26 protein-coding genes are annotated in these 26,183 nt (G+C 72.2%); 14 read left to right on the top strand and 12 right to left on the bottom strand.

The annotated features are described in order from the left end of the window. Nucleotides 1–41: 41 nt before the first annotated feature. Nucleotides 42–608, top strand: coding sequence for a hypothetical protein (locus ACIOGX_RS16805; protein WP_401913890.1), 567 nt, complete (start codon nucleotides 42–44; stop codon nucleotides 606–608). A 79-nt stretch (nucleotides 609–687) separates the two neighbouring features. On the opposite strand, the gene ACIOGX_RS16800 is transcribed toward ACIOGX_RS16805, so the two are convergent. Next, the gene (locus ACIOGX_RS16800) at nucleotides 688–1,440 is read right to left on the bottom strand and encodes a peptidyl-tRNA hydrolase (protein ID WP_401766188.1); all 753 of its coding nucleotides are present in this window, start codon (nucleotides 1,438–1,440) and stop codon (nucleotides 688–690) included. A 96-nt stretch (nucleotides 1,441–1,536) separates the two neighbouring features. On the opposite strand from ACIOGX_RS16800, the gene ACIOGX_RS16795 reads away from it, so the two are divergent. The 4 genes from ACIOGX_RS16795 to ACIOGX_RS16780 are packed head-to-tail and all read left to right on the top strand — an operon-like array spanning nucleotide 1,537 to nucleotide 4,083. Beyond that, on the top strand, nucleotides 1,537–2,214 hold the full coding sequence (locus tag ACIOGX_RS16795) for an AIM24 family protein (RefSeq protein ID WP_356510483.1): 678 nt from the start codon (nucleotides 1,537–1,539) through the stop codon (nucleotides 2,212–2,214). A gap of 20 nt (nucleotides 2,215–2,234) precedes the next feature. Then, nucleotides 2,235–3,185, top strand: a complete 951-nt coding sequence (locus ACIOGX_RS16790; protein WP_401913886.1) for an ATP-binding cassette domain-containing protein — start codon at nucleotides 2,235–2,237, stop codon at nucleotides 3,183–3,185. Further along, nucleotides 3,182–3,850 (top strand): ABC transporter, encoded by a 669-nt coding sequence (locus ACIOGX_RS16785; RefSeq protein WP_401913883.1) that lies wholly within the window; start codon nucleotides 3,182–3,184, stop codon nucleotides 3,848–3,850. Before ACIOGX_RS16790 ends, ACIOGX_RS16785 begins: the two co-directional genes overlap by 4 nt. Nucleotides 3,851–3,903: 53 nt before the next feature. Then, a complete protein-coding gene (locus ACIOGX_RS16780) occupies nucleotides 3,904–4,083 on the top strand; it encodes a hypothetical protein (protein WP_401914247.1) in 180 nt (59 codons plus the stop codon). Between the two features lie 89 nt (nucleotides 4,084–4,172). On the opposite strand, the gene ACIOGX_RS16775 is transcribed toward ACIOGX_RS16780, so the two are convergent. From ACIOGX_RS16775 to zapE, 5 genes are all read right to left on the bottom strand, one after another. Then, nucleotides 4,173–5,018, bottom strand: coding sequence for a polysaccharide deacetylase family protein (locus ACIOGX_RS16775; protein ID WP_401913880.1), 846 nt, complete (start codon nucleotides 5,016–5,018; stop codon nucleotides 4,173–4,175). A gap of 103 nt (nucleotides 5,019–5,121) precedes the next feature. Further along, nucleotides 5,122–6,015, bottom strand: coding sequence for a PPK2 family polyphosphate kinase (locus tag ACIOGX_RS16770; protein WP_383963245.1), 894 nt, complete (start codon nucleotides 6,013–6,015; stop codon nucleotides 5,122–5,124). Between the two features lie 97 nt (nucleotides 6,016–6,112). Next, a complete protein-coding gene (locus ACIOGX_RS16765) occupies nucleotides 6,113–7,483 on the bottom strand; it encodes an alkaline phosphatase PhoX (protein ID WP_401913876.1) in 1,371 nt (456 codons plus the stop codon). Nucleotides 7,484–7,657: 174 nt separating this feature from the next. Beyond that, nucleotides 7,658–8,083, bottom strand: coding sequence for an OsmC family protein (locus ACIOGX_RS16760; protein WP_356510469.1), 426 nt, complete (start codon nucleotides 8,081–8,083; stop codon nucleotides 7,658–7,660). Between the two features lie 154 nt (nucleotides 8,084–8,237). After that, entirely contained in the window at nucleotides 8,238–9,335 is a 1,098-nt protein-coding gene (gene zapE / locus ACIOGX_RS16755; protein WP_356510467.1) for a cell division protein ZapE, read from the bottom strand. A 37-nt stretch (nucleotides 9,336–9,372) separates the two neighbouring features. Here zapE and ACIOGX_RS16750 point away from each other — a divergent pair, with 37 nt between their 5' ends. The 4 genes from ACIOGX_RS16750 (at nucleotide 9,373) to msrB (ending at nucleotide 12,761) form a co-directional block, all read left to right on the top strand. After that, on the top strand, nucleotides 9,373–10,215 hold the full coding sequence (locus tag ACIOGX_RS16750; protein WP_401913873.1) for a pyrimidine reductase family protein: 843 nt from the start codon (nucleotides 9,373–9,375) through the stop codon (nucleotides 10,213–10,215). A gap of 153 nt (nucleotides 10,216–10,368) precedes the next feature. Continuing rightward, nucleotides 10,369–10,839, top strand: coding sequence for an indole-3-glycerol phosphate synthase (locus tag ACIOGX_RS16745; RefSeq protein WP_401913870.1), 471 nt, complete (start codon nucleotides 10,369–10,371; stop codon nucleotides 10,837–10,839). Between the two features lie 64 nt (nucleotides 10,840–10,903). Then, on the top strand, nucleotides 10,904–12,307 hold the full coding sequence (gene murC / locus ACIOGX_RS16740) for a UDP-N-acetylmuramate--L-alanine ligase (protein WP_383963233.1): 1,404 nt from the start codon (nucleotides 10,904–10,906) through the stop codon (nucleotides 12,305–12,307). 46 nt (nucleotides 12,308–12,353) lie between these two features. Beyond that, nucleotides 12,354–12,761, top strand: a complete 408-nt coding sequence (gene msrB, locus ACIOGX_RS16735; RefSeq protein WP_030350719.1) for a peptide-methionine (R)-S-oxide reductase MsrB — start codon at nucleotides 12,354–12,356, stop codon at nucleotides 12,759–12,761. Nucleotides 12,762–12,850: 89 nt separating this feature from the next. On the opposite strand, the gene ACIOGX_RS16730 is transcribed toward msrB, so the two are convergent. Continuing rightward, nucleotides 12,851–13,684 (bottom strand): helix-turn-helix transcriptional regulator, encoded by an 834-nt coding sequence (locus ACIOGX_RS16730; RefSeq protein ID WP_356510458.1) that lies wholly within the window; start codon nucleotides 13,682–13,684, stop codon nucleotides 12,851–12,853. 117 nt (nucleotides 13,685–13,801) lie between these two features. Between ACIOGX_RS16730 and ACIOGX_RS16725 the strand changes: the two genes are divergently transcribed. Continuing rightward, on the top strand, nucleotides 13,802–14,866 hold the full coding sequence (locus ACIOGX_RS16725) for an aldo/keto reductase (protein ID WP_401914244.1): 1,065 nt from the start codon (nucleotides 13,802–13,804) through the stop codon (nucleotides 14,864–14,866). A gap of 72 nt (nucleotides 14,867–14,938) precedes the next feature. On the opposite strand, the gene ACIOGX_RS16720 is transcribed toward ACIOGX_RS16725, so the two are convergent. Then, nucleotides 14,939–17,344, bottom strand: a complete 2,406-nt coding sequence (locus tag ACIOGX_RS16720) for a GTPase-associated protein 1-related protein (protein ID WP_401913865.1) — start codon at nucleotides 17,342–17,344, stop codon at nucleotides 14,939–14,941. Nucleotides 17,345–17,606: 262 nt separating this feature from the next. Here ACIOGX_RS16720 and ACIOGX_RS16715 point away from each other — a divergent pair, with 262 nt between their 5' ends. Next, nucleotides 17,607–17,774, top strand: coding sequence for a hypothetical protein (locus tag ACIOGX_RS16715; RefSeq protein ID WP_165371888.1), 168 nt, complete (start codon nucleotides 17,607–17,609; stop codon nucleotides 17,772–17,774). 312 nt (nucleotides 17,775–18,086) lie between these two features. On the opposite strand, the gene ACIOGX_RS16710 is transcribed toward ACIOGX_RS16715, so the two are convergent. Together ACIOGX_RS16710 and ACIOGX_RS16705 are read right to left on the bottom strand one after the other, a co-directional pair. Beyond that, nucleotides 18,087–18,983 carry an oxygenase MpaB family protein gene (locus ACIOGX_RS16710; protein WP_401914241.1) on the bottom strand — a complete coding sequence of 299 codons (897 nt, stop codon included), beginning with the start codon at nucleotides 18,981–18,983 and terminating at the stop codon, nucleotides 18,087–18,089. A gap of 177 nt (nucleotides 18,984–19,160) precedes the next feature. Continuing rightward, the gene (locus ACIOGX_RS16705) at nucleotides 19,161–19,601 is read right to left on the bottom strand and encodes a VOC family protein (protein WP_401913862.1); all 441 of its coding nucleotides are present in this window, start codon (nucleotides 19,599–19,601) and stop codon (nucleotides 19,161–19,163) included. Between the two features lie 160 nt (nucleotides 19,602–19,761). Here ACIOGX_RS16705 and ACIOGX_RS16700 point away from each other — a divergent pair, with 160 nt between their 5' ends. Both ACIOGX_RS16700 and ACIOGX_RS16695 read left to right on the top strand, forming a co-directional pair. Then, nucleotides 19,762–20,718: a hypothetical protein gene (locus ACIOGX_RS16700; RefSeq protein WP_356510450.1), complete on the top strand. Its 957-nt coding sequence runs from the start codon at nucleotides 19,762–19,764 to the stop codon at nucleotides 20,716–20,718. 138 nt (nucleotides 20,719–20,856) lie between these two features. Then, nucleotides 20,857–21,987: an aminopeptidase P family protein gene (locus ACIOGX_RS16695; protein WP_356510448.1), complete on the top strand. Its 1,131-nt coding sequence runs from the start codon at nucleotides 20,857–20,859 to the stop codon at nucleotides 21,985–21,987. Between the two features lie 160 nt (nucleotides 21,988–22,147). Here the strand turns inward: ACIOGX_RS16695 and treZ are convergent, their stop codons facing one another. Beyond that, entirely contained in the window at nucleotides 22,148–24,004 is a 1,857-nt protein-coding gene (gene treZ, locus ACIOGX_RS16690) for a malto-oligosyltrehalose trehalohydrolase (RefSeq protein ID WP_401914238.1), read from the bottom strand. A gap of 195 nt (nucleotides 24,005–24,199) precedes the next feature. Between treZ and ACIOGX_RS16685 the strand changes: the two genes are divergently transcribed. Further along, on the top strand, nucleotides 24,200–24,748 hold the full coding sequence (locus ACIOGX_RS16685) for a DUF1707 and FHA domain-containing protein (RefSeq protein WP_356510446.1): 549 nt from the start codon (nucleotides 24,200–24,202) through the stop codon (nucleotides 24,746–24,748). A gap of 164 nt (nucleotides 24,749–24,912) precedes the next feature. On the opposite strand, the gene ACIOGX_RS16680 is transcribed toward ACIOGX_RS16685, so the two are convergent. Continuing rightward, nucleotides 24,913–25,995: a lytic polysaccharide monooxygenase gene (locus ACIOGX_RS16680; protein ID WP_401914236.1), complete on the bottom strand. Its 1,083-nt coding sequence runs from the start codon at nucleotides 25,993–25,995 to the stop codon at nucleotides 24,913–24,915. Nucleotides 25,996–26,183: the final 188 nt, after the last annotated feature.

Raw genomic sequence — 26,183 nt, 5'->3', positions numbered from 1 at the left:
ACCGAGCCCACGCGGGCGGGACGGGACAACGGGGGAACGTGATGGGCACGACGGCAGCGGCACGCGGGCCGCGAACAGGGCGCTCGTACCGGTGGGGGACGGGCGTCGTACTCGCCGCGCTGGCCACCGTGACGGTGACCGGATGCGGCGGCTCGGATGAGTCCGGCAAGGCGGCCTCACCCGATGGGCGGACCTCGAAGTCCCCTTCCGCGCAACCCTCTTCCGCGCAACCCTCTTCCGCGCGGCCGTCGGTGTCCACGGCGGACGGGCGTGACGTGGGCGCCTGCGCGGACGGCAATTGCGAGATCGCGGTGACCGAGCCGGTGACGTTCCGTATCAAGGGCCCGGCCGGTCCGGCGACCCTGTCCGTGACCGAGGTCGGGCCCGACACGGTCGCCTACGTGGTGACGTCGGACAACGGAGAGTCCAAGGGCGGGGCGACCGGCCCGGGGCAAGGGTGCATCACGGTCCTGCGCGACAACGGCAGCGGCAACTCCTGCGGCGGTCTGGGGGACGCCGCCCGGCCGAGTCCCCAGCCGCACGCCGTGGTGATCCAGGCGGCGACGGGCGAGGACGGTACGGCGATCCTCCACGTCGTCTCCGACTGACAGCCGGGCCCGCGACGCCAGGGGTTCCCGAGCGTGCTCGCGCGCGAGAGCACGCTCGGAGTTCGCCGACTGCCGGCGCTTACCGCTTACGCGGGAGGGGGCAGAGGCGGCTGCCCCCCTCGGCCACCACGGTCTTCCCGGGGGCGATCTCGGTGAATCCGGCGTCATGGACCACCGGCAGTCCACTGGTGGTGAGTTCGCGCCAGCGCGCGGCGCCCGACGTACGTACGGCGAGCGGGAAGCCGGCCTCGCGCCACGCCTTGCGTTCCGTGTCCGACAGCTCCCACCAGGCGAGTTGGGCGCCGTGCCCGGCCTGGGCCATGGACTTGCCCGCCGACATGGCCAGCTCGGGGCTGAACCAGAGCACGGGCAGCTCCGGGTCCGGTGCGGGCGGTGCCCCGGCGTCGTCCAGCTCGGTGCCGGAGACCTGGAGCTTGGCCAGCTCCTTGGGCCAGCCGTCGAGCGGGACGGGAGGGAAGACCCGTACCTCGGCGGTGGACGACGTCTCCGTCGCGGGCCCCGTGCCCAGGACCGTGATCCCGGGGAGCGCCGAGGCGCGGCGCCATTCCGCGCCGCGCGCCCTCCGCACCACCTTGCGGATCCGGGCATCCTGCCACTCCCGTACGGCCCTCGCCCACTCTCCCTCGCCCTCCGACCGCTCGTCGGAGAGCATGAGGAGCACCGCGCGGGCGGCCGTCTCCAGGGCGTCGGTACGGGCGGGCGGCGCGGCCTTCTCGATCCGGACCACCAGCGGCAGTACGAACTGGGGAGCCTCGTCGCGCGAGGTCCGGTCGGGTACGTGGTCGCCGCGGTCGCTGATGTCACTGCTCACGGATCCAGTCTGCCAGCCAGCGCGGGTCCCGCTTTCCTTGGTTCTTGGGCAAACCCTTCTTGGCGGAACACACGCGTCCGGGTGAGTATGCACGGCATGAAGAGCGATCTCTTTTCCGACCAGTACCTGGCGCAGCCGGCCACCGCCCCCGGGATGACGCTGCAGAACTCCAAGTCGATCAAGTACGCCGTCCATGGCGAGATGTACGCACGGCAGGGATCCATGATCGCCTTCCGCGGCAGCCTCCAGTTCGAACGCAAGGGCCAGGGCATAGGCGGTCTGCTCAAGCGCGCCGTCACAGGCGAGGGCCTGCCGCTGATGACGGTCAGCGGCCAGGGGGAGGCGTGGTTCGCGCAGGAAGCCGCCAACTGCTTCATCGTCGATATCGAGCAGGGCGACGCGCTCACCATCAACGGCCGCAACGTGCTCTGTTTCGACCCGACCCTCTCGTACGAGATCAAGACGGTGAAGGGCGCCGGGATGACCGGCGGCGGGCTCTTCAACAGCCTCTTCACCGGCTACGGGAAGCTCGGCGTCATATGCGAGGGCAACCCCATCGTGATACCCGTCACGGGCCAGGCCCCGGTGTACGTCGACACCGACGCGGTCGTCGGGTGGAGCGCGCAGCTCAGCACCTCGCTGCACCGCTCGCAGTCCGTCGGCTCGATGATCCGCGGCGGCTCGGGCGAGGCCGTCCAGCTGATGCTCCAGGGCGAGGGCTTCGTCATCGTCCGGCCCAGCGAGGGCACCCCGCAGAAGGCCGCCGCACACTGACCGGGGCCGGCCGCCCCTCCATGGTGAGGACTCTGCGGGGCGTGGGCCGTCGTTACGGCCTCCGGGGACCCTGGGTGGTGCGGGGGATCGATCTCGATCTGGCCGCGGGCACCCTGGTGCGTGCCGAGGGCGCCAACGGCAGCGGGAAGTCCACCCTGCTGCGGCTGCTCGCCGGCATCGACACGCCGACCGAGGGCCGGCTCACCGGCCGCCCGCGGACCGCCTACGTTCCCGAGCGCTTCCCGGTCTCGCTGCCCTTCACGGCCGGTGGCTATCTGGTGCGTCTGGGCCGGATCCACGGGCTGCGGGGCACGGCCGCCGAGGCCCGCGCCGCCGAGTGGCTGGAGCGGTTCGGGGCGGCAGGACACTTCCGTACCCCCATGTCCCAACTGTCCAAGGGGACCAGTCAGAAGGTCGCGGTCGCGCAGGCGCTGCTGGCCGGCCCCGAACTGCTGGTGCTCGACGAGGCATGGACCGGGCTCGACGCGTCGGCCCGTACGGAACTGGACCGGGCGGTCGCCGAACGCGTCGCGGCGGGCGGCACCGTCGTGTTCGTCGACCACGACCCGCTGCGGCTGGCGGGGGCCGCGGACGCGGTGTACGCGGTGGTGGACCGGGGGCTGGTGCGCCGTACGGACAAGACCTCCGCCGCACACGGACCGCGCGTACGGATCGTGGCCGAGGGCCCGCCGGGGGCGGCGCCGCCCGTCGGACTGCCGGGCTCCCCGGCGTCCGTGCCGTGCCAGGACGGATCCGTCCTGCTGACCGTGCCGGCCGTGCACTCCGACGCGCTGCTGCGGGCGCTGCTGACGGCGCGCCCGCCGTGGCACATCAGGGAGGCAGGGGCCGCGGCCGAACCGCCGCCCGCCGCCGAGGCCCCCGCCATCCCGCCTTCCGGTACGACGTGTTCGGGCCCGCCGTCCTCCGGACCGGCCTCCTCCTCCACGACAACGAGGCACCCCTCCGCATGACCGCCCTGCTGCGCTATCAGACCGCCCTGCTGCTGCGCTCGCAGCGCTGGCTGCCGCCGCTCCTGCTGTACGGGGTCTTCCTCGCGGTCGGGGTCCGGCCGGGGCAGCCGGTCCTGGACTCGCTCGGCTACACGGCCGCGGCGCTGCTGCCCGTCACCGCCTGGCTGGTCCGGATCTGCGTCACCCAGGAACCGCCGGCCGCCCGTGCGGTCACCGCCGCCGCGAAGGGAACGTTTCGGGCCCATCTCGCCACGCTGCTGGCCGCCGTGGTCGTCGCGGGGGTGCTCGGGACGGCGGCCACGCTGACGGTCACGGTGATCAGCGAGCCGAAGAACGCGGACCACACGGTCGACGTGTCCCGGGTGGCCGCGGGGGGCGCCGGGCTGCTGGCCGCGGCGGTCTGTCTGCTGCTCGGGGCGGCGGCGGGGGCGCTGTGCGCGAGACCGCTGCTGCGCGCCCGGGGGTGGTCGCTGCTCGTCACGCTGCTGGCCGTCCTGACGGCCCTGATCGGCACCGGGTCTCCGGCGAAGTACGCGATCACCGGGCTGGTGACGGGCTCGCGGACGGGCGTCGTGCAGGTGCCGGGGCTGCCCTTCGCCGCCGCCGCGCTGCTGGCCGCGGCGGCGGGCGCGGTGGCCTGTGCGGTCGCGACGCGGCGGGGCTGAGTACGCTCGCCGGTATGGCGGAAGACGCGATGGCAGATGTGACGGACGACGCGATGGACGACCTGGCCCGAGCCCGCGAGGGGGCGGAAGCCCACGAGAGGTCGGAGCAGGTCGTGTACGCGGACTGCGTCCTGTGCGCGAAGCCGACGGAGTACCCGGAAACGGTCAAGGGCGCGACGCTCTGTCCCGTCTGCGAGTGGCAGGAGGCCCAGCGGACAGCGTGCTCGGGCTGACGGCCTTCCCGCTGTCCTGCTGTCCCCTCCCGGCCGCGCCCACTCTCACCCTCACCCCCACCCCCGGCCACGCCCGGTCGGTCGGTCGGTCAGTGGCTCATCAGCTCGGAGACCTTGACGAACCGGTAGCCCTGCTTCCGTAGCTCGGGGACGATCTGCTCCACGGCCTCCTCCGTCGCCGGCGCCGCGCTGCGCGTGCAGTGCATCACCACCAGCGACCCCGGCTTCACCCCCTCCAGCACCTGCTGCGCGACCGCCTCCGCGTCCGTGGCGAAGGCGTCGCCGCTGACGACGTCCCACTGGACGGCGGTTACCTTGGAGGGCGCCAGCGCCCGGAGCGCCGCGTCGTCGTAGCAGCCGCCGGGGAAGCGGAAGTACGGCACCACATTGCGCGCCCCCGCCTCGCGGAACGCGGTGAACGCCCGCTGCACGTCGTCGTTCATCTGCGTCTCGCCGACCCGGGGCAGCCCGTAGCAGTCGGCCGTGAAGGCGTGGTGGCTGTAGGAGTGGTTGGCGATCTCGAAGAGCGGGTCCTCGCCGATCTCCTTCGCCTGCGTCGGGTACTCCTCGGCCCAGCGGCCCGTCATGAAGACCGTCGAGGGCACCTCCAGCCGGCGCAGCAGGGCGATCAGCGAAGGGTTGTCGAACCGCTCGCCGCGTGCCGCCCGGGTTCCCTGATCGGCCGTCATATCGGCGTCGAAGGTGAGTGCCACGGTCTTGCCCGCGGCCGGGTTCCCACGCTTGAAGACCGGGGTCAGTCCGTCGGGGCCGGGGGCCAGGGTCGGCGGCGCCTTCAACGCCCCGGGAGTGGCGGTCACGGCGGCGCGCGCGCCGGAGGAACCGGAGATCACGGCCTTGCCGGCGCCGTCGGCGCAGCCGGCGAGCGCGGCACCCAGAACGGCGACGGCGGCGAGAATACGTACATATGTGGTCATTCATGGAAAATATATGATGATCCACCCGGAACGGTCGCACGGCGCTCGCCCACGCCGAAGTCGCCCCGTACGGTGACGCCCGGCTTCCCGGTGACGCCCGGGATCAGTCCGTCGCCAGCAGCTGCCGGCGGCTCTCCTCGACGTCGAAGCCGGCCTCCGGATACTCCGGATCCAGCGCCTCCAGGTGTTCGAGCAGCAGCGTGCTGATCGCCCAGTTGCGGTACCACTTGCGGTCCGCCGGGACCAGGTACCAGGGGGCTGCCGCCGTCGAGCAGCGGTACAGGGCCAGCTCGTAGGCCTCCTGGTAGGCGGGCCACAGCGCGCGGTCCTCGATGTCGGACGGGCTGAACTTCCAGTGTTTGTCCGGGTTGTCGAGCCGGGCCAGGAGCCGGTCGTGCTGCTCGTCGCGGCCGAGGTGGAGGAAGACCTTCACGATCGTCACGCCGTTGTCGGCGAGGCTCTGTTCGAAACGGTTGATCTGGCCGTAGCGGCGGCCCAGATCACGGCGGGGGACCAGTTCCCGTACGCGGGCGATCAGGACGTCCTCGTACTGCGAACGGTCGAAGATCCCCAGCTCGCCCGGCTCGGGGAGCGCCCGTCTGACGCGCCACAGGAAGGGGTGGCTCCGCTCCTCCGGGGTCGGGGTCTTGAAGGCCCTGATCCGGCAGCCCGCCGGGTTGAAATGGCCGATCACATGCTTGATCGTGCCGCCCTTGCCGCTGGTGTCCATGCCCTGGAGGATCAGCAGTACCCGGTGCGGGCCGCCCGCCGTGCTGGCCGCGTACAGCCGCTCCTGGAGACCTGCCAGACGCTGCGCCAGCGGAGGGACGGCGGCGAGCGCCGCCGCCTTGTCCGCCGGGCCGCCCGGCGTGGCCCGGGAGTCGTACGAGGAGAGGTCGACGGGCTCGCCCTCGGGGATGCGCAGCAGCTCACGGAGCGCCGGTGGCGGCTGTCGCCGCTTCCCGGCTGCCTTGTCCTTCTTGTCCTTCTTGGCCACTGCGCACCCCTTAGGTCGGCTCCTCAGGCTCCTTAGAGGGTGCGTCGGATCGGGGCGTTCTGCGACCGCTGACGCCGCCGCGGAGGGATGCTCCCGGCTACTCCTGCCAGGGGCCGGTCACGGCGAAGGTCGTGCCCGGCGTATAGCAGTTCACGTACATCGTCGCGCCGTCCGGTGAGAAGGTGACGCCCGCGAACTCGCCCCACTCGGGCTCCTCCGCGGTGCCGATGTTCTGGGCGCCTCTGGCCAGCGCGTACACCTCGCCCCGGCGGGTCACGCCGAACACATGCTGGGCGCCTCCGCCGTCCTCGCACACCATCAGGCCGCCGCTCGGCGCGAGGCAGATGTTGTCGGGGGACTCGCCGGGCAGCTGGATGTCCGTGCCGGGGCCGAAGACGATCACCAGCGTGAGCCGGCGCCTCTTCGGCTCGTACTTCCACACCTGCCCGTAGTGGTCCGCCGCCGAGCCCTCCGCGCTGCGCGCGAAGCTCGACACGAAGTAGACCGCGCGCTCGCCCCAGTAGCAGCCCTCCAGCTTCTGCGCGTGGGTGATGCCCTTGGGCCCGAAGTCCTGGAGCCGGACCGGGGTCTCGCGCGCCAGCGGGTCGGGTACGGGGACCCATTCCACCCGGTCGAAGGAGGTGCCCGGCTCCTGGACGGCCGACAGATCGGGCACCCCGGGCACCCGCATGGCCTCCAGGTCGCCGCCCGCGCGCAGCGATCCCGTCCCGCCGAGCGGCTTCCGGGGCAGGAAGCGGTAGAAGAGCCCGAACGGCCGGTCGAAGGCGTCCTCCGTCTCGTACACGATGCCCGTGCCGGGATCGATCGCGATCGCCTCGTGCTGGAAGCGGCCCATGGCGGTCAGCGGTACGGCGCCGGTGCGGCGCGGATCGGCGCCGTCGACCTCGAAGATGAAGCCGTGGTCCTTGGTGTAGCCGTTGGTGCCGGCTCTGTCCTCGGTCTCCTCGCAGGTGAGCCAGGTACCCCAGGGGGTGGGGCCGCCCGCGCAGTTGACGGCGGTCCCGGCGAGGGCGACGCGTTCGCCGAGCACGTTGTTGCGGCCGTCCAGCTCCAGCGCCGTACAACCGCCCTTGCCCATCGGGTCGTAGGTGAGGCCGGGCACGGCGGGAACGGGGAACGGGGCGGTGGCGCGGTTCTCGTGGTTGCGGACCAGATGCACGCGTCCCCGGCGGCCCGGGAGGGCGGCCATGCCGTCGTGGTTGCTGGGGACCGCGCCCTCGCCGGAGCGCAGCGGATCGCCCTCCCTGGAGAGGACCTTGTAGCCGAACCCCCGGGGAAGATCGAGCAGCCCGTCCGGGTCGGTGACCAGCGGACCGTAGCCGCGGTGACCGAGTCCCTGGGCGGCGGCGGGGGTGCCGGAGAAGAGCTCGGAGAGCGCTCCGCTGAAGGTGATACCCGCGGCGGTGGCGCCGGTGCGGGCGAGGATCTGACGTCGTGTTGCGGACATGAGGCAACTCCCTGTTGGCGGACAGGAAACGTGACCCGCATGTGTGTAGCACGGTGGGGTGTGACACGTGAACCACGCGGGTCACGGCGAGGGCGTGTTGCGAAGGTGGCGCCGCCCGCCCGCGGCGCGGGCCGGGCGGGACGTTCGCAACACGCCCGTGCCTCAGATGTCGCGTCAGGCCAGCGACGCGCTCAGCGTGATGGTCGTGCCGGTGAGCGCCTGGCTGACCGGGCAGTTCGCCTTGGCGTCCTCGGCGGCCTTCTCGAAGTCCGCCGCGTCGATACCCGGGACCACGCCCTGAACGGTGAGGTGGATACCCGTGATGCCGGTGCCCGGCTGGAAGGTGACGTCGGCCTGGGTGGTCAGCCTGGTCGGCGGCGTGCCGCCCTTCGTCAGACCGTTGGAGAGCGCCATCGAGAAGCAGCTGGAGTGGGCCGCCGCGATCAGCTCCTCCGGGCTGGTCTTGCCGTTCGCCGCCTCCGCGCGGGAGGGCCAGGAGACCTCCTGGTCGGCGATGCCGGAGGAGTCGAAGGTGACGGTGCCCGTGCCCTGGAGGAGGTTGCCCTCCCAGACCGTGTGCGCCTGGCGCGTGGTGGCCATGGTGGAACCCTTCTGCTTGGTCGTGGTGATACGGGTGTGAGTACAGCAGACGCGATGACGCGCGGTGTTACGGCGTCGAGATGCCGCGGCGTCGGATGGTCACGCCGCCACGGCGCGTACGGCCTTGCGACGCCGCGGAGTTACGCCACCGAACCTACTCGGCGACCAGCCCCTTCGCGTCTCGCGCCAGGGCCGTCAGCCGCGAGATCGCCCGGAAGTATTTCTTCCGGTAGCCGCCGTTCAGCATCTCTTCACTGAACAGCCGGTCGAAGGGGAGCCCGGAGGCGAGCACCGGCACCTCCCGGTCGTACAGCCGGTCCGCGAGGACGACCAGCCGCAGCGCGGTCGACTGGTCGGGCACCGGCGCGACATCCGTGAGGCAGACGGCCCGCACCCCGTCCGTGAGCGCTCCGTACCGGCTCGGATGGACCCGGGAGAGATGTTCGAGCAGCCCGGGGAAGTCGTCCAGACTGGCGCCCTCGGTCGCGTACGCGGCCCTGGTCACCTGTTCGTCGGAGTACGGGGCGGGCGCCGCGGGCAGTCCGCGGTGCCGGTAGTCCTCACCGTCGATGCGCAGCGGACGGAAGCGCGCGGACAGGCCCTGGATCTCGCGGAGGAAGTCGGCGGCGGCGAACCGGCCCTCGCCGAGCTTGCCCGGCAGGGTGTTCGAGGTCGCGGCCAGTGCCACGCCCGCGTCGACCAGCTTGCCGAGCAGGGTGGAGACGAGGACGGTGTCGCCCGGGTCGTCCAGTTCGAATTCGTCGATGCAGAGCAGCCGATGGCCGCTGAGCGTCCGCACGGTCTCCTGGAAGCCCAGCGCGCCGACCAGGTTCGTCAGCTCCACGAACGTGCCGAAAGCTTTCTGCTCAGGAGCGGCCGGAGTGGCGTGCCAGAGCGACGCCAGCAGATGGGTCTTGCCGACGCCGTAGCCGCCGTCCAGATAGACACCGCGCGGACCGGTGGGCGCCACGGGCTTTCTGGCGAACCAGCGCCGCTTGCCGTGTCCGCCGCCGGCCGCGTGCGCTCCGCCGAGCCCCGCCGCGAACGCGCTCAGGACCGAGACCGCCTCGGTCTGACTGGGCTGCTGGGGGTCGGGTACGTACGTGTCGAAGCGTACGGAGTCGAAGCGCGGCGGGGGCACCATCTCCGCGACCAGCCGGTCGGCGGGGACGTGTGGCTCACGTGCGCAGAGGGAGAGCGGGGCCGCTTCGGTTATCGACTGACGGCCGGACGCCGTGGTGGAGGACGACACAGTTCGTAACTCTATGCTCCATGCCAGACTGCTTCGCATGCGACGCCTGTTCCCTGTGACCGATCAGACACACTCCGCCGCTGGTTCCGGAGCCGGTTCCGGAGCGGATTCGGGGGCTGGTTCCGGGGCGGATCCCGGCGCGGACCATGACTGGACGCTCGACGAGCTGGCCGACGCCTACGCGTACCCCCGCACCGCGGGCGCGGATGGCGGCGCGCGGCCCTGGCTGCGCGCCAACATGGTGTCCACGCTGGACGGCGCCGCCCACCACGAAGGCCGTTCGCAGTCCATCTCCTCACCCGCCGACATGCGTGTCTTCGGCACCCTCCGGGCGCTCGCCGACGCGGTGGTGGTGGGTGCGGAAACGGTTCGCCTTGAGGGGTACAGGCCCGCTCGCGCCCGTGCGGCCTTCGCCGCGCGCCGGGCGGCGGCCGGTCAGGCGCCCGCGCCGGTGATCGCCGTGGTCAGCGCGAGTCTGGAGCTGGACTTCACGCTGCCGCTGTTCGCCGCCCCCCTCGTCCCGACGCTCGTCCTGACCGGCGCCGCGGCGCCTCAGGAGCGGATCCTCGCCGCGGAGAAGGCCGGCGTGGAGGTGGTGATCGCCGGGGACGGCCCGGGAGCCGACCCGGAGCGGGTCGTGCGCGCCCTGGCGGATCGCGGACTGTTCCGGCTGCTCACCGAGGGCGGACCGCGGCTCCTCGGACAGTTCGTGGCCACGGGGATGCTGGACGAACTCTGCTTGACCGTGTCTCCGATGCTCACTTCGGGGTACGCGCAGCGCATCGCGGGCGGGCCGGCTCCCGCCGTGCCCGAACGGTTCGCGCTGGCGTCGCTGCTGGAGCAGGACGGATTCCTCTTCAGCCGGTACCGGCGCGCCTGATCCACCCGGGGTCCGCGTGTCTGACAATCAGCGGAATTTGTCGTTCCGGTTAGCCCCCGCTGGGCAGACTTACTGCACAGACCCCGTGCGGGCACGGGGAAGGATGGTTTCAGCAGTGGGCCGCACGGCCCTGGAAGAAGAAGGGCGCCTGTCGTGTTCACAAGCGTATTGATGATCGAGAAGCCCCTGTCGCGGGAGGACGTGGAGTTCGTCACCACCCTCCACGGCGACGAGGAGATCTCGTTCGTGGTGCTCATGCAGCCGCGTGGCGACCAGGCGGATCTGCTGCTGCGCGCCATCGACGACATCGCGATCGGCGAACTGCGGGACGCGACCAGGGAGGACGAGGTGCTGGCGGGCAAGGAAGCCAGACGGCCGGCCGAACTCGCTCTCGAACACTCACTGGCGGCGCTGCGCGCCCAGGGATCCGCCGCCGCCGGCCAGGTCGTGGAGGAACATCCGCTCGACCGGCTCAAGGAGGTCGTGGACGAGTCCGGGGCCGATGAGGTGATCGTGCTCACCGAGCCGCACTACGTGGAGGAGTTCTTCCACCGGGACTGGGCGTCGCGGGCGCGCCACAAGGTCGGCGTACCGGTGCTCAAACTCTTCGCGCACAGCGAATAGGCTGGGGGCCCTACAGCTGCACGCCGCACGCTGTACCCCGCCCGCACCTTGGGAGAGAAAACGTATGGCACCGGCACCCGGTATCCCCGCCGCCATGGAACGGCCGCACTTCATCGGTATCGGCGGCGCCGGAATGTCGGGTATCGCCAAGATCCTCGCCCAGCGCGGCGCCAAGGTCGCGGGCAGTGACGCGAAGGAGTCGGAGACCGCCGAGTCGCTGCGGGCGCTGGGGGCCACCGTGCATATCGGCCATGCCGCGGAGCACCTCGCGGACGACGCCTCGTGCGTGGTCGTCTCCAGCGCGATCCGGGCCGACAACCCCGAGCTGGCACGGGCCGCCGAGCTCTCCGTACCCGTCGTGCACCGCTCCGACGCGCTGGCCTCGCTGATGGGCGGGCTGCGCGCGATCGCCGTCGCGGGCACCCACGGCAAGACCACCACGACCTCCATGCTGGCCGTCGCCCTCACGGAACTGGGCCTCGACCCGTCGTACGCCATCGGCGGCGACCTCGCGGGGCCCGGTACGAACGCCCGGCACGGCGAGGGCGGGATCTTCGTCGCCGAGGCGGACGAGAGCGACCGCAGCTTCCAGAAGTACGACCCCGAGGTCGCGATCGTCCTCAATGTCGAGCTGGACCACCACGCGAACTACGCGTCGATGGACGAGATCTACGAGTCGTTCGAGGCGTTCACCGGCAAGATCGTCCCCGGTGGCACGCTGGTGATCGCCGCCGACCAGCCGGGCGCCGTCGAGCTGGCCTCCCGGGTCCGGGGTTCCGGCACGTTCAAGGTCGTCACCTACGGGGAGGCCGAGGGCGCCGACGTACGCGTCCACAAGGTCACCGCGCGCGGTCTGACCAGCGAGGTCACCGTCCTGCTCGACGGCCGCTTCCTGACCTTCACCGTCTCGGTCCCCGGCCGGCACTACGCGCACAACGCGGTCGCCGCCCTCGCCGCCGGGATCGCCCTCGGTATTCCGGCGCACAACCTGGCCTCGGCCCTCGGCGCGTACACCGGGGTCAAGCGCCGGCTCCAGCTCAAGGGCGAGGCAGCGGGCGTGCAGGTGATCGACTCGTACGCGCACCACCCCACCGAGATGACCGCCGACCTGGAGGCGATGCGGGCCGCCGCGGCTCCCGGCTCCCGCCTGCTGGTGGTGTTCCAGCCGCATCTGTTCTCCCGTACGCAGGAGCTGGCCACGGAGATGGGCCAGGCCCTGGCCCTCGCCGACGCCTCGCTGGTGCTGGACATCTACCCGGCCCGCGAGGACCCGCTGCCCGGTGTCACCAGCGCCCTGATCATCGACGCGGCCGAGAAGGCGGGCGCCGACGTCACGGCCGTCCACGACAAGGGAGCCGTCCCGGAGGCGGTCGCGGGAATGGCGCGCCCCGGTGATCTCGTTCTCACCATGGGCGCGGGCGATGTCACGGACCTCGGTCCTGACATCCTGACCCGCCTGGGGGACTAGCCCGCCGGACGGGCCGGGCCCTCCCGACCGACTGAGGAGAGAGCGCATGCCGTACGACATCGACAAGCCGGACGAGCAGTGGCGCGCGGAGCTGACCGACGCGGAGTACCAGGTGCTCCGCAAGGCCGGCACCGAGCCCGCCTTCACCGGCGAATACACGGACACCAAGACGACCGGCGTCTACTCCTGCCGCGCGTGCGGCGCCGATCTCTTCCGGTCCGACACGAAGTTCGAGTCGCACTGCGGCTGGCCGTCCTTCTACGACCCGAAGGACACGGACGCGGTCGAGCTGATCGAGGACCGCTCCCACGGCATGGTCCGGGTCGAGGTCCGCTGCGCACGCTGCGGCTCGCACCTCGGCCATGTCTTCGAGGGCGAGGGGTATCCGACCCCGACGGACCAGCGGTACTGCATCAACAGCATCTCGCTGCGGCTGGCCCCGGACGAGAGCTGACGCGTCCGAGGCACGGCGTGGACGGCTCCGTCAGGCCCTGCCGGGCCGGGGCCGTCCGAGGCCGCCGTCCGCACGCGAGGCTGTCCGGGTCACCGTGCGCACAACCGGTCCAGTGCCGACTGGCTCTCGTCGTCCGCGGCACGGAAGATCACCAGCCGGTGATCTTGATCTTGAAGCGGCACAAGCACCTCGAAGTGCAGCGCGATCACACCGACGTCGGGATGCCGCATCACCTTGTGTCCGCGGCCGTTGGCCTTGATGTCCCGCTCGGCCCACAACCGCGCGAATTCCTCGTCATGAGTGATGAATGCGGCGACGAGGTCGGTCAACGCCCGGTCCTCCGGATGCGCGGCCCACGCGGCACGCAGGTGAGCGACCCCCTCCCGTACGACGTGTTCCCGGTCGACGTAGAACTCGCGTGTCTCCGGATGCATCAGGCACAGCCACATCGAATTGCGCTGCGCCGGGGGCAGGGTGCCGAAATCCAGGAGCAGCCTCGTCATCTCGTGGTTCCAGGCCAGGATGTCGTACCGGTGGTTCATCAGCATGGCGGGCAGCGGCGACAGATCGGTGACCAGCCGGGCCAGCGGCGGCGCCGCGGTGGTGGCGGGCGTGCCGGCGTTGCGGGGGCGCTGCTGGGCCAGGTCGAAGAGGTAGGCGCGTTCGACGGGGGACAGGCGTAGCGCTCCGGCCAGCGCCTCCACCACGTCCGCCGAGGGCCGCAGTCCGCGCCCCTGCTCCAGCCGCACGACGTAGTCGACGCTGACCCCGGCCAGTTCGGCGACCTCCTCGCGGCGCAGTCCCGGGGTCCGCCGGGCCTGCCGACGCGACGGCAGACCGAGATCGCGCGGGTCCAGCCGCTCGCGCCGGGTCCGCAGGAACGCGGCCAGCTCCTGTGTGGTGTCCACGGTGTGGGTCGTCATGTGCGTTCCAACAGCCAGGGTAGGACTGGCGTTCCCAGGAAGCTCTTTCCCTTACCCATGGACCGCGGCGGTCACAGCCTTGTTCTCGACAACGGATCACGAGCACAGGAGGACATGATGTCCCTCACCCTCGACACCTACCGGCTGCTGGGCCGCTCCGGGCTGCGGGTCTCACCGATGGCGCTGGGCGCGGCCACCTTCGGCACCGACTGGGGCTGGGGAGCCGAGCGGGACGAGGCGCGCGAGCTGTTCGACCTCTACGTGGAGCGAGGCGGCAACTTCATCGACACCGCCAACACCTACACCAATGGCAGCTCCGAGCGGCTGCTGGGCGAATTCACCCGCGGCCGGCGCGAAAGCCTGGTGCTGGCAACGAAATACACGACGCTGCGCCGGCCCGGCGACCCGAATTCCGGGGGCAGCCACCGCAAGAGCCTGTTCACTTCGGTGGAAGCGAGTCTGCGACAGCTCGACACGGACTACATCGATCTGCTCTACCTGCACGTGTGGGATTTCACGACACCGGTCGAGGAGATTCTGCGCGGCATGGACGATCTGGTCCGGCAGGGCAAGATCTTGTACGTGGCGATCTGCAACGCCCCGGCCTGGCAGGTGTCGCGCATGCAGACGATCGCCGACCTGCGCGGCTGGTCGCCGCTGGTCGCGTCGCAGATCGAATACAGCCTGATCGAGCGCACCGGGGAACGCGACCTGATCCCCATGGCGCGCGAGATGGGGCTGGGGGTGATCCCGTATTCACCCCTGGCCGGCGGGGTGCTCACGGGCAAGTACAGCCGCGACGACCTGATCGCGACGAACGTCGCCTCCGACGACGGCACCCGCAAGAGCTTCAACTTCGCCCTGGGCACGGTCACCGAACGCAATCTCGCCATCGCCGATGTCGTGAAGGAGGTCGCCACGGAGCTGGGCCGCACACCCGCTCAGGTCGGGCTGGCCTGGACCCTGCGGAAGCCGGGCGTGACGGCACCGATCATCGGCGCCCGCACCCCCGCGCAGCTGATGGACAATCTGGGCGCCCTGGAGGTCGACCTCACCGCCGCCCAGCTGGCCCGCCTCGACGAGGCCAGTGCGACGGGACTCGGTTTCCCGCACGACATGCTCGCCAGTGACCACGTCCGCAATGTGACCGCGGGGGACCTGACGATCGAGTCCCGCCGCTGATACCCGGACGGGCACCGAGGGCGGCACAACCGCCGCCCCCGGGCCGGACGGCCGCCACGTCACGGACAGGGTCTAGCGGGCTCGTCCGAGGCCGCCGAAGCGGCGGCTCAGCCGGCTGAGGGCCCCCGGGCGGTTCCAGGCCCTGAACTCCTCCGCCCGGTGGAGCCCCGCCCGCTCCAGGCTCCGCTCGACGGAGGCGGTGTCCTCGTCGGAGAGCGCGCGCACGGCCGGCCGCAGCACCTTGTCGAGCAGTGAGGTACGCGCCGCGTCCCACGCCCGGTTCGCGCCGGGCAGGGAGCTCCACGCGATGAAGCAGTCGGCGGCGTAGGCCGGGGCGGTACGGAGCCGGTCGCGCACCCGCTCCTCCTGGGCGGCCGTCGTGTACGCGGTGAGCAGCTGGGGCTCGCCGCAGTGGATCAGGGCGTACAGCTCACCCTCAGGACGCTCCTCGGAGAGGAGGCGGCGCGTGAGGGTTCCGAACACCCGGGCCAGGACGGCCGGTTCCACCGGCTCGGCCTCGGCGCGCAGAGCCAGCACCCGTTCCGTCCACGGCGGTCCGGCCCGGCCGGCGCCGATCTCGCCGGCGAACTCCAGGAGCAGCAGGGCGCCCCGTACGCGGCGCTCCAGCTCGTCGGGGAAGCAGCGCAGCAGATCGTGGGCGAGCGCGGCGGCGTCCGCGTCCTCGGTGTCGGTGGTAATGCCGGTGACGGTGGCGAGGTCCGCGGGGCTGTCGAGTGCGGCCCGGACCAGCGTGCGCCAGGTGCCCGCGGCGCGGTGCGCGTCCGAACCCGTCTCGCTCAGCAGCCGCCGCGCCTCGCCCGGGGCCGGCGCGCCGCCCTCCCACACCAGCTGTACGGCCGTACGCAGCACCAGCGGATCGGTGAAGGGCGAGACGCCGCAGGCGCGCAGCGCGGCATGCAGCGCGGCGAGTCCGTCGCCGCCCCCGCCGGCCGGTGCCCAGGGCGCGCCGGCACACATCCGCAGATGCGGCAGCGCCTGGACCCCCGACAGAACCAGCGCGGTACGGCCGAGCAGCCGGACGGCGGCGGGCGGATCCTCGGCGGCCAGCGCGTCCAGGGCGCTGAGCAGTGCGGTACGCAGCTCGAAATGCTCCTCCAGGACGGTGAGCAGATCCGGGGTGCCGTCGGCCTCCGGTTCGGCGAGCAGGGAGCGGGCCAGCCGCTGGGCGAGACCGGGCAGCAGATCCGTACAGTCCACCCCGAGCACATCGGCGACCCGCAGCAGCTCCACCGGCCGGGCGGTCCCGGGGCCGCGGTCCGCGACGCCCGCGCGCAGTTCGGGAGCGAGCCCGGCGGCCAGACGCTGCCCGAGATCATCGGGGAGCGCCGTGAACAGCCGTGTCAGCGCGGCGAATTCGGCCGCCGTACGGTCCTCGGCGCCCGCCTGGAACGCCTCGACGAGCCGGCGCAGCCGGGCGTCGCCCAGGGCCCGCGCGTGCGTCCGCGCCCACTCGGCCGCAGCCGTACGGCCGTCGGGACCGGGCGCGAGGTCCGCGCAGAGCGCCACGACGGCCAGCGCGCCGGGGGCGAACACCCCGCCCGGCAGCGCCGCCGCCTCCGTGAACAGTTCGGGAGCCCGGCCCAGCCAGACGCGCGCCGCGACACCGGCCCAGATGTCCGGCGCCGGCGCGTGCTCCGGGGGCGCGGGGGCGGTGCAGTCGTGCACCCGGCAGCCGTGGTCGCGTCCGTCCGGCTCCGGCGCGTCCCCGGGCAGCACGCCGACGATCCGCTGCCGGGCGTCGCGCGGCCGGCGCGTATAGGTGGTGAACGTCAGCAGGTCGGCGCGGTCGCGCGGCAGTACGGCGCACGCCAGCGCGATCCACAGGGCCACGTCGGCGGTGTCCCGCTCCACGAGGACGATTTGCGCCGCCCGCTCCGTGTCCTGCCGCCCGGGGGCCTCGTCGGTCAGCTCGCGCAGACTGGCCAGGAATCCGGGGAGCCAGGGGCCGCGCGAGGCGGCGAATCCGACCAGCGCCTCCCGGCCGAGAAGGCCCGACGGGGGAAGCGCCTCCAGCTGCGCGGGGGACCCGTCCGCCGGGGCGGCGGAGGCCCATCGCGATGAGTTCCAGGCGGAGATGGGCAGCCCTCCGCCGGGCAGTCCCGCGTCCCCGGGCAGCAGCACGGCGTGGGTGTGGGAGCCGGCCGGGCCGCCGCCGTTCGCGCCCGTACGCACCGCGCGGGCGAGCAGACGCGTACCGTCGGAGAGCAGGCTGTGGCTGAACGCCTGCGGGAACGCGGCGAGTTCGGCGACGCCGGGGTGCGCGGGGGCATCGCGCGGCGACTCGTATCCGAGCAGCGGCTCGGCCTCCTTGAGCAGCGACCCCGGTATGCCCGGGGTGACCGCGGTGAACCGGGAGCCGGGCCCGTCCGGCCCGCCCGGCCCGCCCGGTCCATCGGGTCCGCCCGGTCCGTCCGGTCCCTGCGGGGCCGAGGTGTAGTGCAGCTGCGCCAGGCTCATGCGCCGGCCCCCTTCGTTCCTTGCGTGCCCCGGCCGTCAACCCGGCTCGGGCGGCGTCGAGTTCGGCAGCACGAAGGTACCGTCCGGCGAGGGGCGGCGCGCACAGACCCCCGCTCCCGCAGGGGCGGAGTCAGGGAATCACACCCGCGTTCGGGGGGTGTGCTGAACCCCCGGTTCGGGGGACTGCCCTCCTGTGCGGGCGGGCCCGGTACGGCAGAGTGAACGTGCTGAGGAAAGCGTCCTGGAAGGTGAAGGAATCCCCATGAAAGCCCTGCTCTGGATCGTGCTCATCGTTTGCCTGCTGGCCAACGTGTACTTGAACTTCCTGGTGGACGACGGCGGGACGGAGATCGCGCTGAGCGTCGTGGCCGGGCTTGGAGTGGTGGGGTCGGGACTGGGCTTATGGCTGCTGCGCAAGTCGCCTTCCTAGGTCCTGTCGTCAGACTCCCTTCGTCTGTCTGTCTGTCTGTCCGTCGGTCGGTTCATCCGTCCGTCCGTCCGTCAGCCAGTCCATCCATCCATCCGTCCGGACGGCGGGCGCCGCGGCGCATGGCGTCGCGGCGCAGGCGGGAGTTCTGCCGCGGGTGGGGCCGGTCCCGGCAGGGTGAACAGGCCGGGACCGGGGTCGTGCCCGGGGGGCCTGTTCACCCTGGACCGGCGGTACGAGCCGGTCAGCAGCTCCGTGTACTACACGGTCCGCTGCCTGTCGCCCGTCTGCTGACCACGCCCCCCGCGCATGACGTCATCCCTGCCGCGCTCCCGCCAGCCGCCCCCGTGCGGCGGCCTGGATCCGGGAGGGCCCGAGCCCCCACTGGAGGGTGCGTCCGACGGCCGTCGCCAGGGGCCGGTCCCAGCCGGTGCGGACGGGGGCCGGGCGGTGGATGCCGAGTTCGGTGCGGGCCCAGTCGGGCAGGAGTCCGACCGAGGCGTTCATGAGCGAGCCCACGACCAGCCGCTCCCGTCGTGTGCGTCCGAACCGGCGGAGGAACCGTACGGAGTCCAACGCGGCCGGAGTGGCGTGGAGTTGGGGGCGGAGGCGGGCCAGGTAGTGCTCTGCTTCGAGAGACGTGCGCGGTACGTTCCGCGCGCCCAGCGCCTCGGCCATGGGTGCGGTCAGGCGGTAGTAGGCGTCGCACTCGGCGGGGGTCAGCCGGAGCGGCCGGGGTGCGTAGGTCTGGTGGCCGGCGAGGAAACTGCTCACCTCGGCGGTGTGCACCCAGGTGAGCAGGTCGGGGTCGTCCGCGCGGTACGGCCTGCCGTCGGGGGCGGTGCCGTGCACCCGGGTGTGGATCCGCCGGACGAGGTCGATCACCTCGCGGGCGGCGGCCGAGGAGCCGAAGGTGGTCGCGGTGATGAACCGTACGGTTCCGTTCAGCCGCCCGACCGGATCGGCGCGGAAGTCGGAGTGCTGGTCGACGCCCGCCATGGCCAGCGGATGCAGCGACTGGAGCATGAGCGCGGCGAACCCGCCGGTGAGCATCCCGGTGGCATGCCCGTGCACCCGCCACACCGGGCTCCCCGGCGCGATCCCGAAGAGTCCGGGATCACCGGGCGGTTCCGCGTACCGCTCCAGCTTGAGATCCCCGCCGTGCGTGGTCGCCGTGAGTTCCGCCGCGATCCGTTCCCGCAGTCCCACCAGCGCCTCCAGGGTCCGGGTGTCCCTCAGCCGAGAGTACCGACCCGCCCGGCGAGCATGGCCGGCCCGAGCAGGGCCCCGTCCCGGGCCCGGCGATCGCTCCCGGGGCGATCCATCCGGGGACCACCAGCGGTCAGGCCCCCACCGGCCGGGTCGCGGGGCGGGAAGCGGCCCTGGGGCTCAGGCGGGCTGGAGCAGGTCCCAGCGGTTGCCGTAGAGGTCCTCGAAGACGGCGACCGAGCCGTACGGCTCATGGCGCGGCTCCTCCAGGAAGCGGACCCCGGCGGCCCGCATCCGCGCGTGGTCGCGGGTGAAGTCGTCGGTGTGGAGGAAGAAGCCGACCCGGCCGCCGGTCTGCACGCCGATGCTCGCGCGCTCGGCGTCGTCCTTGGCGCGCGCCAGCAGCAGGCCCACGGAGCGTGCCGGGCCGCCCGATCCGTCCGAGCGGTCCGAGCGGTCCCGGCCGCCGCCGACGACGGCGCGCGGACGGACCACGACCCAGCGCGATCCGTCGTCCCGCTCGGTGTCCTCGATCAGCTCGAAGCCGAGCACCCGCGTATAGAACGCGAGCGCCTTGTCGTAGTCGTCCACGACAAGGGTGACCAGGGCGATATAAGGCATACGGCGTACGTTATACGTATGACCGGTGTCCAGCAAGAGTGGGCGGGCGCAGGGATGGCGGGATGCGGCCCGCCATGTTGTCACCCCCTCCGACTAGCATCAGAGGTTGGGCGATCACCGGGACGGGCGATCACCGGACGACCGGGCAGGAGGCGATGGTGTGGGGCTGTTCCGACGAGGGCCGAAGCGCGACAGCCGCGATACGCCCCGTGACCTCGCGTTCCCCTTCTTCTCGGTCGACGAGGCCGCGCTGTTCCGCAGCCAGGTCCGGGAGGCCTTCGCCGAGCACGGCCTCGAGGTCACGCTCTACGCGGACCAGGTGACCGACAGCGCCGGCCGCCAGTTCGGGCTGGGCAATCTCGCCGCCGTCTGCCACCACGACGAGCGCGGTCCCCGCGTCTGGGGCGATCTGGCCCGGCGGCACGCGGGAATGGTGCTGCGCACCATGGACTCCCCGTCCGCGCTCGACACCCTGCCGCCCGAGCAGATCCGGGCCCAGCTCTACCCCCGGGTGATCAGTGAGGACGGCCTCGACCCGCAGACCTTCGGCTACGCGCGCTCCGTCGCCCCCGGGCTGTACGAAGTGCTCGCCCTCGACCTCCCCGAGAGCGTCATGATGCTCACCGACGAGGCCCTGGAGCCGCTCGGCCGGCTCCAGCACCTCCGCGACCGGGCCCTGAGCAATCTCCAGGAGCTGCCGATCGAGGGGCACGAGACCGTCAAGGACTCCGACGGGATGCGCTTCGAGGTGCTCCTCGGCGACTCGTTCTACACAGCCAGCCGGGTGCTGGCCCTGGACACGGTCGTACCGAAGGTCACCGGCCGGCCGGTCCCGCCGGAGGGCGCGCTGGTCGCGATGCCCTTCAGGCACCAGCTCGCCTTCCATGTCATCCACGACACCTCCATCATCCCGACCCTCAACGCCATGACCGCGTTCGCCGCCTCCGGGTACGAGGACGCGCCGGGGGCGGTCAGCCCGTATGTCTACTGGTGGCGCGCCGGCACGCTCACGCAGCTGAGTGCCAGGGACGGCGAGGGGCTGCGGATCGTCGTCGGCGACGACTTCCACGAGCTGCTGGAACGGCTGGCCCGCCAGGAGTCGCAGGACGACATCTGAGGAAGACATCCAGTCGGGGACGCCGTCCCGTCACGTAACACCTCCGGTCGGGGAACATATCCGGCCGACCTCCTGGCCGTGGATGACCTCCTGCCGTGGACGGCCTCCCGGTCCGCGAGCGATCGAGAAGGAGCACCTATGCCCACCACCGCCCCGCCCCCGCCCTTCACCGCCGACGACTACCGCGCCAGGATGGCCCGCGCGGCCGGGTCCGCCGCCGAGGCAGGGCTGGCGGGTGTACTGATCGCGCCGGGCCCGGATCTGACGTATCTCACCGGGTACCGGCCGACCGCCGACACCGAGCGGCTCACGATGCTCGTCGTCGCGGCGGGCCAGGACCCGGTGCTCGTGGTGCCCACGCTGGAGGCGCCGGACGCGGCACGGGCCCCCGGCGCTCCGGCGCTCACCCTGCGCGACTGGACGGACGGCGAGGATCCGTACGGTGTGACGGCCCCGCTGCTCGACCCCGCCGGGCGGTTCGGCGTCAGCGACAACGCCTGGGCGATGCATCTGCTCGCGCTGCAACAGGCGCTGCCCGGTACCTCGTACGTGGCGCTCACCGAAGCGCTGCCGATGCTGCGCGCCGTCAAGGACGCCCGGGAGCTGACCCGGCTCGCGGCGGCGGGCGCGGCGGCCGACGCCGCGTACGGCGAGATCCTGAAGGTCCGCTTCGCCGGGCGCAGGGAGACGGACGTGGCCGCCGATCTCGCCGCGCTCCTCCTCGAACACGGCCATTCCCAGGTCGACTTCACCGTGGTCGGCTCGGGCCCGAACGGCGCCGATCCGCACCATGAGGCCGATGACCGCGTCATCGTCCACGGCGACATGGTCGTCCTCGACTTCGGCGGGCTCAAGTACGGCTACGGCTCCGACACCACCCGTACCGTCCATGTCGGCGAGCCCGGCGCCGAGGAGCGGCGTGTCCACGATCTCGTACGCGAGGCGCAGCAGGCCGGGTTCGAAGCCGTACGGCCGGGAGCCGCCTGCCAGGACGTCGACCGGGCGGCCCGCGCGGTCATCTCCGCGGCCGGGTACGGCGAATACTTCATCCACCGCACCGGCCACGGCATCGGGGTCACCACCCATGAGCCGCCGTACATGATCGAGGGCGAGGAGCGTCCGATGGTCCCCGGCATGTGCTTCTCGGTCGAGCCCGGTGTCTATCTGCCGGGGCGCTTCGGGGTGCGGATCGAGGACATCGTCACGGTCACGGAGGACGGCGGCCGGCGCCTCAACAACACCCCGCGTGAGATGGCGATCGTCGAGTAGGCGCCGCTCGGCCGCCGCGTCCGGGGGAAGGCCACCCTCGACGCGCCCGCCGCCGGGGGCGGGGCGGCGGACGCGGCAGGGCCGGTCTTCGCGTACCCGGCCCCGAGGTGTGTACCGGTCATCCGGACCCGGCCGATTCGGCGCGGCGGCCGGGTCCGCGTCAGCCGCCCGCCAGGACCACGCACGACTGCGGCGGCAGCCGCAGTACGCCGTTCGCGCCCGGTGGTTCGGTTGGCTGCCAGGATGCCAGGACCCGGCCCGCGTCGCCGAGCAGCGGGATCTCCGCGGGTTCGCCGGAGAGATTGACCGCGACCCGCAGATCCCCCCGCCGGTACGCCAGCCAGCGCGCCTCCTCGTCGTACGCCACCCGGACCGCCGCCAGATCCGGATCGGAGAGGTCCGGGTGGGTGTGCCGAAGGGCGATCAGCTCGCGGTACCAGGCCAGCAGGCGCGCGTGCGGCTCCTTCCCGGCCTCGGAGCGGTCCAGACACGAGCGTTCCCGCGTCGCCGGGTCCTGCGGGTCGGGGATGTCCTCCGCCGCCCACCCGTGCGCCGCGAACTCCCGGCGCCTGCCGGTCCGTACGGCCTCGGCGAGCACCGGGTCGGGATGGTCGGTGAAGAACTGCCAAGGGGTGGTCGCGCCCCACTCCTCGCCCATGAAGAGCATCGGGGTGTGCGGCCCGGTCAGGACGAGTGCGGCGGCGCAGGCGAGCAGTCCGGGGGAGAGGGTGGCGGCGAGCCGGTCGCCGAGCGCGCGGTTGCCGATCTGGTCATGGGTTTGCGCGTAGCCGAGGAAACGGTGCGCGGGCGTTCGCGTACGGTCGACGGGGCGGCCGTGCGTCCGGGCCCGGAAGCTCGAATACGTACCGTCGTGGAAGAAGACACGGGTGAGCGTCTTGGCCAGCGCGGCGAGCGGCTCGCGTGCGAAGTCGGCGTAGTAGCCCTGGGATTCACCGGTGAGCGCCGCGTGCAGCGCGTGATGGAAGTCGTCGTTCCACTGGGCGTGCAGCCCGAGGCCCCCCGCCGCGCGCGGGGTGGTGGTGCGCGGGTCGCCGAGGTCGGACTCCGCGATCAGGAAGAGCGGCCTCCCCAGCTCGGCGGAGAGCGCGTCGACGGCCGTCGACAGCTCTTCGAGGAAGGTCAGCGCGCGCTGGTCCGCGAGCGCGTGCACGGCGTCGAGCCGCAGCCCGTCGAGCCGGAAGTCCCGCAGCCAGGCCAGGGCGCTGCCCAGCAGATACGCGCGCACCTCGTCCGAGCCCGGGGCGTCCAGATTGACGGCGGCCCCCCACGGGGTGTGGTGGGTGTCGGTGAAGTACGGGCCGAAGCGCGGCAGATGGTTGCCGGAGGGGCCGAGATGGTTGTGCACCACATCGAGCACCACGCCCAGGCCGAGACCGTGCGCGGTGTCGACGAAGCGCTTGAGCCCCGCGGGACCGCCGTACGGCTCGTGGACCGCCCACAGCGAGACGCCCTCGTACCCCCACCCGTGGGTCCCGGGGAACGGGCACACCGGCATCAGCTCGACATGGGTGATCCCCAGTTCGGCCAGCGGAGCGAGCCGTTCGGCCGCCGCGTCGAAGGTTCCCTCGCGGGTGAACGTGCCGATGTGCAGCTCGTACAGGACCGCGCCGGGCAGATCGCGGCCCTGCCACGGCGTGTGCCAGGCGTACGCCGACTGGTCGACGACGGCGCTCAGGCCGTCGGGGCCGTCCGGCTGGCGGCGGGAGCGCGGATCGGGCAGTACGGGCCCGCCGTCGAGCGCGAAGCCGTACCGCGTACCGTCGGCGGCGGGCGCCTCGGCGGTCCACCAGTCCGCCCGCTCCGGATCGCGCTCCATGGGCAGTCCGGCGCCCGCGTCGCCCACGCCGTCTCCGCCGCTCCGGCCGCTCTCTCCGGTGGTGCCGGTCCGGTTGTCCGCGTCGTGCCCGCCGTTCCGGTCGTCCCCGTCGTCTCCGGCGTCCGCCAGCCGGAGCACGATCCCGTCCTGCGCCTGCGGCGCCCACACCTCGAACCGCACGGGTGGTTCCCCCTCGTCGTCGGCACTGTCCACTCGTCTCCGCCACACGGTGACAAATTCCATCGTGACAAGCGAGACGGCGCGAGGCGCGGCGACGGCGGCGAAAGGGGCGGGGGCGTCCGGCGGCGAGGCCGGGGCGGCGGGAACCCCTGACCGTCTGGACACCTCAGGTGCGTCGGAAGGACAATCACGTCTGTGACGTCCTCCTTCGAGTTCCACACGTATCCCGCGCGGCTCTCCGACGCCGAGCGCGACCGTGTCCTCGCGGTACTCCGGGAAGGCGCCGCGCAGGGCAAGCTGTCGCACGACACCTTCATGCGCCGGATGGATCTGGCGCTGGCGGCGCGCAGGGCCGATGAGCTGAAGCTGCTCACCGCGGATCTGGAATCCGAAGGCCCGTTGTCCCGGCGGGTGTTCGGCACGGTGAGCCGGGTGTCCGCGTTCTCGCAGCGGCTGCGCAGGGCCTGGCAGGCGGAGCGGCTGCCGAAGCTGCTGCTGCCCCAACCCGGCCCGTATCCGCTGCGGATAGGCCGCGATCCGGTCAACGGGCTGCGGCTCAGCCATGACACGGTCTCGCGGCTGCACGCCGAACTGAGCATGCAGGGCGGGCGGTGGATCCTGCGCGATCTCGGCTCGACCAACGGCACGACGGTCAACGGCCGGCGGGTGACCACGACGGCCGAGGTGCGGGACGGCGATCTGGTGAGCTTCGGGACGATGGGCTTCCGGCTCGCCTCACACTGACGGGGAAGCGGAGACGCCGGGGCCCGGCCCGCCGTTCCGGGTGGGGTGGAGGAACGGCGGGCCGGGCGGTTCGCGGGTCGGTGCACGCGACCGTGCGTTCGGCGCACGCGACCGTACGGGTCAGCGCCCGCGACCGCATGGGTCAGTGCACGCGACCGTACGGGTCAGTGCACGGAACAGGGTGATGCCGAAGTGGTGTCCGGCGGGCCTCCCGTGGCCACGTAACTGAAGGTGGTGGAGGCACCGGCCGCCAACGAGCCGTTCCAGTCGGCGTTATGGACCATCACCTCCTGTCCGCCATAGGTGGCGTTGCCGTTCCAGAGGCTGTCGACCCGCTGGCCGCCTGGCAGGGTGAACTCCACCATCCAGCCGAGGATCGGGTGGCCGCCGGTGTTCTTCACCGTGACCTCCGTCTGGTAGCCGCCCGACCAGGTGCCGGTGGTCGTGCGGGTGGCGGTGCAGGTCGCCGTGGGGTCGGTGGGCGGGTCGGTCGGGTCGGTCGGGTTTCCGGGGTCGCCGACTCCGGTCACCTCGCCCTTGCCGCCGTCGAAGACCACATCGGAGCAGCTGTAGAAGGTCTCCTTGCTGTCCGACCGCTCCCACACCATGTAGATGATGTGCCGGCCGGACTTCCCGCCGGGCAGGTCGCCGGTCCACTTGTAGGCGCCCTCCACCGTCCCGACGGGCCCGGTGACCTGCGGGTGGTCGACGGTCAGGAAGGGCTGTGACTCCAGGTCGGCCCAGGTGAAGGTCTTGGTGGGGTCGAACCCGTCCTTGGTGACATAGACACGGAACCAACCGGGGTGCGCCGCCCAGGCGTTGTACGAGAAGTCGAGCGACGCGCCCGAGGTCAGATGGGTCAGCGGCCAGTCGTTCCTGGCCAGGTCGAAGCCGGTGAACGTGGTGTTGCCGCCGCTGCACAACTGCCCGTCGGGTATGAAGCCCTGGGTCCGGCCCGCGCCGTCGGAGCGCAGCACGGAGAACCAGTTGTAGAGCGGGGTCGTGCCGCCCGCGGCGACGGCCGCCTTGCAGGCCGGGTTGATGGGTTTGATCTCACCGGTGCTGCTCAGGCCGTCCTTCCAGCACATGAACGTACGGCTGGCCGGCTGCATGGGGGTGCCGTGGGCGGACGAGGTCCCGCTGGTGCCGACGACCAGCAGCAGGGCGGGGAGTACGGCGAGCAGGGCGAGGAGGACGGCTCTCCGGGGATGCGACAGCCACCGCGGCCGTCGTGGGGGGTGCTTCATCACGCGAGTCCCTTCGTCGTGATCATGACAAGTGGATGGAGAATGGGAGCGCTCCCATTTCGGAACGTAGCGCGGCCCGCCCACTCTGTAAACGCTTCGTGTGCGAAAGGCTTCGAGTGCGGTCCGTCCGGCCCGCCGGGACGGTGGCCGGCCGGTCCGTCCGCCGGTCCGTCCGGCAGTGTCCGCCG

It is taken from the genome of Streptomyces sp. NPDC088147 (genome assembly GCF_044741565.1).
Lineage (GTDB): Bacteria > Actinomycetota > Actinomycetes > Streptomycetales > Streptomycetaceae > Streptomyces.
Note: the sequence above shows the minus strand (reverse complement) of the source record. Positions and strands in the feature narration are given on the sequence as shown.